Annotated in this window: 8 protein-coding genes and 3 tRNA genes; all 11 read right to left on the bottom strand. The window is 65.7% G+C overall.

The annotated features are described in order from the left end of the window. Positions 1 to 63: 63 nt before the first annotated feature. Complete coding sequence (locus ACIQ7H_RS11210; protein ID WP_395791421.1) at positions 64 to 255, bottom strand: hypothetical protein; 192 nt, start codon at positions 253 to 255, stop codon at positions 64 to 66. Then, positions 252 to 3,596, bottom strand: a complete 3,345-nt coding sequence (locus tag ACIQ7H_RS11205; RefSeq protein WP_395791419.1) for a winged helix-turn-helix domain-containing protein — start codon at positions 3,594 to 3,596, stop codon at positions 252 to 254. The genes ACIQ7H_RS11210 and ACIQ7H_RS11205 overlap by 4 nt, the downstream gene beginning before the upstream one ends. Positions 3,597 to 4,082: 486 nt before the next feature. Next, positions 4,083 to 4,829, bottom strand: a complete 747-nt coding sequence (gene ispD, locus ACIQ7H_RS11200; protein WP_395791417.1) for a 2-C-methyl-D-erythritol 4-phosphate cytidylyltransferase — start codon at positions 4,827 to 4,829, stop codon at positions 4,083 to 4,085. After that, a complete protein-coding gene (gene ftsB / locus ACIQ7H_RS11195; protein WP_395791415.1) occupies positions 4,826 to 5,149 on the bottom strand; it encodes a cell division protein FtsB in 324 nt (107 codons plus the stop codon). Before ftsB ends, ispD begins: the two co-directional genes overlap by 4 nt. Positions 5,150 to 5,176: 27 nt before the next feature. Beyond that, complete coding sequence (gene eno / locus ACIQ7H_RS11190) at positions 5,177 to 6,469, bottom strand: phosphopyruvate hydratase (RefSeq protein WP_395791413.1); 1,293 nt, start codon at positions 6,467 to 6,469, stop codon at positions 5,177 to 5,179. Positions 6,470 to 6,529: 60 nt separating this feature from the next. Further along, positions 6,530 to 7,360 (bottom strand): 3-deoxy-8-phosphooctulonate synthase, encoded by an 831-nt coding sequence (kdsA, locus tag ACIQ7H_RS11185; protein ID WP_395791411.1) that lies wholly within the window; start codon positions 7,358 to 7,360, stop codon positions 6,530 to 6,532. After that, entirely contained in the window at positions 7,357 to 9,006 is a 1,650-nt protein-coding gene (locus ACIQ7H_RS11180) for a CTP synthase (protein WP_395791409.1), read from the bottom strand. The genes kdsA and ACIQ7H_RS11180 overlap by 4 nt, the downstream gene beginning before the upstream one ends. A 361-nt stretch (positions 9,007 to 9,367) precedes the next feature. Continuing rightward, a tRNA-Gly gene (locus ACIQ7H_RS11175) sits at positions 9,368 to 9,443 on the bottom strand. Between the two features lie 23 nt (positions 9,444 to 9,466). Then, positions 9,467 to 9,540: transfer RNA gene (locus ACIQ7H_RS11170), tRNA-Cys, on the bottom strand. Positions 9,541 to 9,652: 112 nt separating this feature from the next. Next, a tRNA-Gly gene (locus ACIQ7H_RS11165) sits at positions 9,653 to 9,728 on the bottom strand. A gap of 37 nt (positions 9,729 to 9,765) precedes the next feature. After that, a complete protein-coding gene (gene pgsA / locus ACIQ7H_RS11160) occupies positions 9,766 to 10,356 on the bottom strand; it encodes a CDP-diacylglycerol--glycerol-3-phosphate 3-phosphatidyltransferase (RefSeq protein ID WP_395791407.1) in 591 nt (196 codons plus the stop codon). Positions 10,357 to 10,473: the final 117 nt, after the last annotated feature.

Here is a 10,473-nt window from a genome sequence, read left to right as displayed (position 1 = left end):
AAGATGTTTCTGGCGGGCGAACCCGCAACGGCTTTGGCATGGGAGTCTCCGAACAAAGCCGCCCTAGAATGAGAGATAACGTGCTGCGTCACTGTCTCGTGGAGTGTAGGCGCGTAGGGTGGAAACCGGGCTTTGCCCACGACCGACCGTTACGATCTCCGGCTTCACACTGTAGAAGTACTCGCCATGGCCCGCATTGCCTCCGAATCCGACATAGGCGATGGTGAACTGTACTTCGATGGTCTTGGTATTCATGGCAGCGAATCTCCGTTTTGGGTGGGGTGGTAGAACTGAGTGAATCCGGGATGCTGATAGCCGATCTCCTGCAGCCGGTGCAGCGCCGCCGCGGCATTGCGCTGTTCGCCAAGGCGCTGATGCAGGCGCACCCACAAGTCCAGCAGGCTGCGATCACGCGAGCTCGGCGCAGCCTCCGCCAACAGCGCGCGTGCGCGCAGCCAGTCGTCTCGTGCTGCAGCTTGATCTCCCGCAACGTGTCGCACGTCGCCCTGCCAAGTCAGCGCGTAGGCAAGCGCTGCCGAAATCTGCAGGTCATCGCTCCTGTCGGCATGCATCGTTTCCAGTGTGGCCAGCGCAGGAGCCGCCATCTGAAGCGCAGCCGGCATCGCATCCAGCTTCGCAAGCCGTACGTGTACCAGCGCGTCGAGCAGGCTCCACTCCGGCAACGGTCGGTCGAGATGCATCAGCGGCGCCAAAGTGGCCTGCGCGGCTCGCAGTTGATCGCGCGCGCGCTCAGGCTGTCCCGAGAACTTCGCTACCCAGCCGGCTTGAGCCTGCGCATGGCCAAGATCGCGTCGCCACACGCGGTTGTCCGGCCGCTGTGCTGTCAACACCCTGAGCAGATCGACGCTCTCGTCGACATCACGCTCGGCCTGCGCGATGCGACCCTGGTCGAGCGCGAGATGCGAACTGCGCAACAGCGATGTCGCCAGTCGTCGGCGCCAGGCATCCGCGTCCGGGTCGCTGCGCAGCAGCACGCGCAACATACCAATCTGCTGCCGGTAGCCCGCTGCCGCATTCACCATCAGGCCGCGCGCGTCCTGTGTGCTGCTCAACCACGAAAGACTGTCGATCAATTCGAACTGCAGCGAGCGGTCATCCGGACTTCGCTTGAGCAGTTCGCGCTTCAAATTGACCGAGCGGGCGAACAGGGTTGCGGCTTCGTCAAGGCGCTGCTTCTTGTGCGCCAGGGTTCCGAGATTATTGAGCGCATAGGACAGCTCCAGCCGAGCCCGCGGGTCCTCAGGTGACCGTGCGATCAGATCCTCCGCCGCACGCAGATACGCCTCCCAATGCACCTGCGCCTGGTCCAGACGGCGTTCGCGGAAGGCCAAGTATCCGAGCCAGTACGCCGTCGATCCCGACTCGGCGAGCGCGACCAGCGACTGCGGCGCCAGCTGCCGGGCATGCCGGGTCGCCGCATCGGCGCGCGTGAACGCCGCCTCAGCCTCATCGAAACGCCCCTGCCCCAACAGAACTTCACCCACCGTGCGCAGCGCCTGCGCGTGGCTGACCAGCTCGCTCTCCTGCATGTCCGCTTGCGGCAAGCCTTCGAGATACCCCAGCACTGCACCGCCGACGCCATCGAGCAGCTTCAGATTTCCCATGGGCCGCAGGCGATCGGCCAGCTCGCCAAGCATGAAGCTGACCAGATGCTGCGCCTGGTCGCGCCGCAGTTCCGCCCGTCGCTGCGCCTGTTCAGCCTGAAACCCCAGAACGACGGCCACACAGGTGGACAGCACCAGCGCCGCCACGCCCGCCAGCCGCCAGCCTCGACGGCGCTGATGCTGTCGTTCGGAGGCGCGCAAAAACGCCCGATCTTGCGGATCGATCTCTGCCGCCAGTCGACGCACCACCTCCTGCGCTTCTTCCAGCGGACGCCCCGGGTTCAGCAGATGATCGTGCCGATACTGCTCAGCCTGCCAATGCCGGGCGGCCCGCTGCAGGCGGTGACGCGCCTGCAGCAAACCACGGTTTTCCATGATCCATGCCACTGCACGCGGCCACTGCCTGAACAAGGCTTCATGCGCTACACAGAACACGGGCTCGCCGTCGCGAAGCTCGGCGACGAACAGGCGCACCTGGACAAAGGCCTCGACCAGTTGACGAGCTTCGGCAGATCCGAGTGCAGACAGCAGCGCCGGACGCGCGGTGATCGTGTCGCTGTCGGCCTGGACAACAACCAAGGCCGCGAACACACGCTCCAGCTCCGCGGCGGCAGCCCGCGGCAGGCCGGCAAAAGCCTGCTCGGCGCGATGCGCCAACGCACCTTCCAGCCCACCAAAGTCGCGGTAGCTGCGAAAGCTCAGCTGGCCTTCGGCGCTGCGCCCTTCGTACAGCATGTGCAACGTGTGCTGCAGCAGAGGCAAAGCATCAGGCTGCCGCGCCGCCGCATCCCGCAGCACGTCGTCCAGACGGACCGCCTGGATCGCGTCTTCTTCGAAATGCAGCCCTGCGAGAGCCGCGGGCGAGCGGATGATCTGGCCGATCTCACCGGCGAGAGGGGGCAGCAAGTCGATGTGGCCCGCATTCGACTTGAGTTCGGCGATGCACGGGATCGCCTCGATGAGGCGAGGGAAAAAATCGCTGCGTGTTATCGCCACTACCGCAACGCGGGCCAGACCGCACAGTTGGGTCAGCGCGGCCGCAAAGTCGCTCCGATCGTCTGCAGTCATCGCCGGGACCGCGACGACGGCCTCTGCGTGATCAACCACCAGCAAGAGGACAGGCTGGCAATTGGGATCAAGGCTGCGGTCGAGCCGTCGCAACAACGCATCTTCCAGTCGAAGGCGCAGCGATTCAGAGCCGCATCGCAGCTGCTGCATCAGAGTCGGAACCTCGGGGGGCAGAAAGACCGAACGCCCATCGATCGACCACTGGCACAACGATTCTGCCAATCGAAGCAACAAGTCGCTGCCACGGCAGAGGCCAAGATCGAAGCGTGCGTTGGCGATGGCCTCCAAGCCCTGGAAGCCACCGCTCCGGGTCAGCAAGGGCAGCACGCTCGCGCATACCAGGGATGTCTTGCCACAACCGCTGGCGCCGGAGACGAGCACGAACCGTTGTTGTGCTTCGATCTGACTGCGCAAAGCGATCATCAGGTCAGCGGTCGCTCGACTGCGGCCATAGAAGACGGCTGCGTGATCACTGTCGAACGCGCGCAGGCCGACATAGGGTGAGGCGCCGTCCCAATGGCCGCGCTTCACCGGAGCCGGGCGGTATCCGTCAGGGAAAACCACACTCGCGATCAGGCGGTAGCCGCGCTTGCGGATGGTTTCAATGAAGCGCGGCTCGCGGCGGTCATCGCCCAGGCGGCGGCGCAACTGCGCCATCGTCTTGTGCACCGGGTTGTCGCCGTAGAACGTTCCATGCCAGACCTCGATCAGGAGTTGCTCGGCGCTCAGTACCTCACCTGCGCGCTCGCACAGCGCCACCAGCAGTTCCATCATTCGCGGTTCAAGCGCGATCTCGTCACCCGCCCGAACCAAGCGCAGCCGCTGCGGCTCGACACGCAGCTCACCAAGGCGAAACTGGGCGACACAGGCCAGGGCGCTGACTCGATCGCTGCGAATGCTCATGCGGGAGGGGGTCTGGGTCGCTGCCTGCGAAGAACACGGTCGCTGAAAGGTCACCGCCCAGCTTAGGTGCCCGGTGCTAAGCTCGATACCTGTCGGATTCGCCAGCTTTTCAAGCGCGCGATTCCATGATTTCGACGGCGCCAACGCCCGTCAATGCGCAGGGCGCGCGGAGCTCACAGGCCACGTGCAGGCCAGAGGTACGGGTTTCGCCAACAGGCAGAATTGTCGCCTGCAGTCACTCCTCGCGGTCGCGCCCGCCCGGGCCGAACGCTAGCAGCCTGTCGGGCTTTGGGCGTCGAGGCGAGAATCCGACTGCGCGAGGACAGTTTTTCGACGATTCGCAGGCGCCAGTGGGCTCTCTTGATCAAGAATCGGCGGATAGTGGACCGCGCAGGCGGATTTGCAGCCCGGCCAACCAGAGTCCGACAGGCTGCTAGCGCCACACCGCTGATCCTCACCCGGCATGCTTCGGAAGCGCAGCCAGACTCACGTCACCTGCGCACGCGTCCCCAGCACGAACTCCGCCAGCGCCAGGTCGGCCGGCGTGGTGATCTTGAGGTTGTCGTCGGCGCCTTCGACCAGCATCGGCTGTGCGCCGCTGCGCTCCATCGCCATGGCCTCGTCGGTGACCGCGATGCCCGCCGCGATCGCGGCATCGAGCGCCGCTACCAGCGCCTCGGCGGGGAACAGTTGCGGAGTGAGTGCGCGCCAAAGACCGGCGCGGGCTTCGGTGGCGAGCGCGCGCTGCTGGTCGGCCGGGCGTGATGGATCGACGCGCTTCAGGGTGTCGCGCACCGGTGCCGCCAGCAGACCGCCCTCGCCCGCCTGCAGGCAACGTTCGATGAGACCATCGAGGTCACTGGCGCGCAAGCACGGCCGCGCGGCATCGTGTACCAGCGCCCAATGCGGGCCCGTACCCATGAGCAGCTGCAGGTGCCGCAGTGCCGCCCGCACGCTGTCGGCGCGGTCGCTGCCGCCGACGCAGCGCAGCACCGGCTTGTTCAACAGGGTTTCAAAACCGGGCCACAGCTGATCGTCGGGCGCGAGTGCGACGACGGCGCCCACCACCCGCGGGTGCTGCAGCAAGGCGCGCAGGCTGTGCTCCAGCACGGTTTGCCCGGCGATCTGCAGGTATTGCTTGGGGATCGCAGCGCCCATGCGCTGGCCGCTGCCGGCCGCCGGCACAATGGCCCAGATCGGTGCCTGCCGAAGCGGGTGGCCTGACGCGTTCACTGCTGCGGCTCAGCCTCGACTGCAGGGGCCGGCTCCGGCACCTGATCGCCGTCGACCACGCGGTAGAACTCCTCGCCCGGGCGGATCATGCCGAGTTCGGCGCGGGCGCGTTCCTCGACTGCCGACTCGCCTTCCTTCAGATCGGCGACTTCGGCCTCCAGCGCCTGATTGCGCGCCGCCAGCTGGCGGTTCTCGCTGCGCTGGCGTTTGACCGATTCTTCCAGCGTCGCGACCTGCGCGCGTCCGCCCTCACCGGTCCACAGCTGCACCTGCAGGTAAACCAGCAGGGCGAGCAGGACGAGGGTAAGGAGTCGGAACACGGCAGCCCGCGGGGGCGGAATCCAGAATCAGCGGAACGACTTGAGCTGCGGGAAGGCCGCGCGGCCGGCGTAGCGCGCCGCCGAGCCGAGCGCCTCTTCGATGCGCAGAAGCTGGTTGTACTTGGCCACGCGGTCGCTGCGGCACAGCGAGCCGGTCTTAATCTGGGTCGATGCAGCCGCCACCGCGATATCGGCGATGGTGGTGTCTTCGGTTTCGCCGGAGCGATGCGACACCACCGAGGCATAGCCGGCCGCTTCGGCCATGGCGATCGCTTCCAGGGTTTCGGTCAGCGTGCCGATCTGGTTGACCTTGATCAGGATGGCGTTGCCGATCTGCTTGGCGATGCCCTCGCGGAAGATCTTCGGATTGGTGACGAACAGGTCATCGCCGACCAGCTGCACGCGATCGCGCAGGCGCGCGCTGTGGATCGCCCAGCCGTCCCAGTCGTTCTCGGCCATACCGTCTTCGATGGTGATGATCGGGTACTGTTCGCACCAGCCGGCCAGGAAATCGGTGAACTGCTCCGACGACAGGCGCTGGCCTTCGCCCACCAGCTGGTACTTGCCGTTCTCGTAGAACTCCGAAGCCGCGCAGTCAAGGCCGAGGTAGATGTCCTCACCGGCGCGATAGCCCGATTTGCCGACCGCCTCCAGAATGACTTCGATGGCTTCTTCGTTCGAGCGCAGGTCCGGCGCGAAGCCGCCCTCGTCGCCGACTGCCGTAGACAGGCCACGCCCCTTCAGCACCGACTTCAGCGCGTGAAAAATCTCGGTGCCGGCGCGCAGCGCTTCAGCAAAGCTCGGCAGGCCGACCGGCAGCACCATGAACTCCTGGATGTCGACATTGTTGTCGGCATGCGCACCGCCGTTGATGATGTTCATCATCGGAACGGGCAGCTGGGCCTGACGAGCGCCCAGCAGGTGCTGCCACAGCGGCAGACCCTTGGCCGCCGCCTGCGCATGCGCATTGGCCAGCGACACACCCAACAGCGCATTCGCGCCGAGATGGCTCTTGGTGTCGGTGCCGTCCAGCTCGATCATGCGCTGGTCGAGCCCAGCCTGATCCGCACCGTCAAAACCGCGCAATGCATCGGCAATCGCCCCGCGCACATTGCCGACCGCTCGGGTCACGCCCTTGCCGAGGTAGCGTGTGCGGTCGCCATCGCGCAGCTCCACGGCTTCGCGCGTGCCGGTCGATGCGCCCGAGGGCACCGCGGCGCGGCCCATATGGCCGGACTCCAGGGTGACCTCGGCCTCCAGGGTCGGATTGCCGCGGGAGTCGAGGATTTCGCGGGCGTGGATGCTGCGGATCGTGCTCATGGGGTTTCCGTCAAGTCAGAACGTGGGAAGTCGATAGTCCACCGGGCGCGTCTGCGGCGCTCAGCTCATCTCGATGAAAGGGCGTTTTTTCACAGCGCGGTCGATCTCGACCAGGCTTTCCAGCAGCTCGGCCATGCGGTGCAGCGGCCAGGCATTGGGGCCATCCGACAGCGCCTTGTCCGGGTCGGGGTGGGTTTCGGCGAACAGGCCGGCGATACCGACCGCGACAGCCGCGCGCGACAATACCGGCACGAATTCGCGCTGGCCGCCGCTTTTGCCGCCGGCACCGCCAGGCAGCTGCACCGAATGAGTGGCGTCGAACACCACCGGGCAGCCGGTATCGCGCATCACGCTCAAACTGCGCATGTCGCTGACGAGGTTGTTGTAGCCGAAGCTCACACCACGCTCGCAGGCCATGATCTGGGTGTTGCCGGTGGCCAGCGCCTTGTCGGTGACGTGCTTCATTTCCCAGGGCGACAGGAACTGGCCCTTCTTGATGTTCACCGGTTTGCCGGCACGGGCGACCTTCTGGATGAAGTCGGTCTGCCGGCACAGGAAGGCCGGCGTCTGCAGTACATCGACGACGGAAGCGACCTCATCCATCGGCGTGTATTCGTGCACGTCGGTCAGCACCGACACGCCGAGCTGGCGACGCACTTCGGCCAGCACCTTCAGGCCCTCTTCCATGCCCGGGCCACGGAAACTCGTCGCCGAGGTGCGGTTGGCCTTGTCGAAGCTCGACTTGAAGATGAAAGGCACGCCCAGCTTGGAGGTGATCTCCTTGAGCTTGCCAGCGGTGTCGATCTGCAGCTGCAGGGACTCGATCACGCAGGGCCCGGCGATCAGGAACAGCGGCTGGTCCAGGCCGACTTCAAAGCCACACAGGTTCATGCGTCTGCCTTGGCCGCGTGTGCGGCTTTGTGGTCGCGCGCGGCGCGCACGAAACCGATGAACAGCGGGTGCCCGTCGCGGGGCGTGGAGGTGAACTCCGGGTGGAACTGGCAGGCCAGGAACCACGGATGGCCCGGCAACTCGATGATCTCGACCAGCAGGTCGTCCATCGATTTGCCGGCGATGATCAGGCCGGCATCTTCCAGCTGGGTGCGGTAGTAGTTGTTGAACTCGTAGCGGTGACGATGGCGCTCGCCGATCACGTCCTTGCCGTACAGCTCGCGCGCACGCGTGTTCGGCTTCAGGCGACACTCCTGCAGACCGAGGCGCATGGTGCCGCCGAGGTCCGAGGCCTCGGTGCGACGCTCCACCTCACCGGTGGAGGTGCGCCACTCGGTGATCAGGCCGATCACCGGATGCGGCCCGCTGCGGTCGTTCTCGGTGGTGTTGGCGCCGGTCAGGCCGACCACGTTGCGGGCGAAATCCACTACCGCCGCCTGCATGCCGTAGCAGATACCGAAGTACGGAATGCCCTGCTCGCGCGCATGCTGCACCGTGCGCACCTTGCCCTCGAAACCGCGATCACCGAAGCCGCCCGGCACCAGGATCGCGTCGACGCCATCAAGTGCGGACACGCCCTGCGACTCGACCTCTTCAGACTCGATCCACTTCAGGCGCACGCGGGTGCGCTGGCGCAGGCCGCCGTGCTTCAGCGCCTCGGCCACCGATTTGTAGGCGTCCTGGTGGTCAACGTACTTGCCGACCACGCCGATGGTGACTTCGTCGACCGGGTGGTCGACCGCGTCGATCACTTCCATCCAGTCGGACAGGTCCGCCTCGCGCGGCGCCTGCAGATGCAGCTGGCGCACCGCAAGTTCATCAAGCTTTTGTGCATGCAGCCAGGGCACGATGCTGAAGATGTTGGCGACATCGACCACCGAGATCACCGCGCGCTCGGGCACATTGGTGAACAGCGCGATCTTGCGGCGCTCGCCTTCCGGCAACGGCTGCTCGCTTCGACACAGCAGCACATCGGGCTGGATACCGATCGAGCGCAACTCCTTCACCGAGTGCTGGGTGGGCTTGGTCTTCAGCTCGCCGGCTGCCGCGATGTAGGGCACCAGGGTCAGGTGCATGAACAGCGCACCCTCGGGCCCGCGCTCGCTGCGGATCTGGCGGATCGCTTCCAGGAACGGCAGCGATTCGATATCGCCCACGGTGCCGCCGATCTCGACCAGGCCGACATCGAAGCCATCGGTGGCTGCATCGATACAGCGCTTGATCTCGTCGGTGATGTGCGGGATCACCTGCACCGTGGCGCCGAGGTAATCGCCGCGGCGCTCCTTGCGGATCACGTTCTCGTAGATGCGGCCGGTGGTGACGCTGTTCAGCCGGCCCAGGCGCGTGCGCACGAAGCGCTCGTAGTGGCCCAGGTCGAGGTCGGTTTCGGCGCCGTCGTCGGTGACATACACCTCACCGTGCTGGAACGGGCTCATGGTGCCGGGGTCAACGTTGATGTAGGGGTCGAGCTTCATCAGCGTGACCTTCAGGCCGCGCGATTCGAGGATGGCCGCAAGCGCAGCCGACGCGATGCCCTTGCCAAGCGAAGAGACCACGCCACCGGTGACAAAAATCAGGGGAGTCATGTGTAGACACGCAGCGGGAAAACGCGATTCTACAGGCGCAAACGGCGAACCGCTGCCTTGGCGGCATTTGCGCACCCGCGTCGGCATTGGTGGACGCTTTCAGGCGGCAGGCAAGTCCGACCGGCTGCCGGGTGTGAAGCGGACCACAGGTCCGGCCATAGGGCTTGGAATGAGCCTCGTGCTCAAGCCTCCGCACTCGTCAGGCGCTGCGGCACTGTGCGCGAGGCCATCGACGCGCGAGCTTCGCAGCGCTGCGCCTGCGGCCCGCAAGGGCGGCCGGAGAACCGTCGGCCATGTGGATGCGCCGTCGACGGGCAAAAAAATCCCGCGCGGGTTGCCCGGCGCGGGACTGGTCTGACACTGGAGCGGGAAACGAGACTCGAACTCGCGACCCCGACCTTGGCAAGGTCGTGCTCTACCAACTGAGCTATTCCCGCATTTGAAAGTCCATCCCGAAGGATGGAGGCCTGGGTCGGAATCGAACCGGCGTACACGGCTTTGCAGGCCGCTGCATGACCACTCTGCCACCAGGCCGTGGGGGCGAATCCTAACACCTCGGCTGGGCCCGAACCGCAGCACCAGAAACGTGGCTTCCTCAAAAAACGAAGCCCCGAAAGACCGAAGTCGCAACGGGGCTTCAAGAACCTGGAGCGGGAAACGAGACTCGAACTCGCGACCCCGACCTTGGCAAGGTCGTGCTCTACCAACTGAGCTATTCCCGCACTGGAGCCCGCCATTTTAGGGATTCAGACGCGAGTGTCAACCCTCGTCGCCGCCCTTTTTCACCGTTTTGCCGTCGCCGCGCATCGCCGGCCAGGCGGCCGAGAGGTATTGGATGCCCGACCACAGGGTCAACACCGCCGCCAGCGCCAGCAAGACCTCGCCAATTCGGAAGATCGGCAGGCCGAACAGGTCGGCCCGATACAGCAGCATCACCAGCGCCACCATCTGCACGATGGTCTTGATCTTGCCGATCACGGCGACGCGCACAGTGGCGCGCTGGCCGATTTCGGCCATCCATTCGCGCAACGCGGAGATGGTGATCTCACGGCCGATGATGACCGCGGCAATCAGGGCCATGAACAGCGTCGGGTGTGCCTGCACGATCACGATCAGGGCCACCGCCACCGCGAGTTTGTCGGCCACCGGATCCAGAAACGCGCCGAACGCCGAGTGCAGGCCGTAGCGACGCGCGATGTAGCCGTCGGCCCAGTCGGTGATCGCGCCGATCGCAAAAATCGCCGCAGCGGCGAAGTTGGTCCAGCCGTAGGGCAGGTAGAACACCAGTACCAGCACCGGTATCAGAGCGATCCGGAACAGGGTCAGGATGTTCGGCAGGTTCAGGGGCACGCGGGTTTCCGGGGAGTCGACGGGCTCAGCGCCCGGCCCGGGCGGGCCGTCAGCGTGGCGCTACATTCTGCCCGCTCAACCGCGGGAAGTGTCGAAAACCCGGCCGCGGGGGGCAGC

It is taken from the genome of Aquimonas sp. (assembly GCF_044377145.1).
Lineage (GTDB): Bacteria > Pseudomonadota > Gammaproteobacteria > Xanthomonadales > Xanthomonadaceae > Aquimonas.
This window is presented reverse-complemented; position numbering and strand designations above follow the sequence as displayed.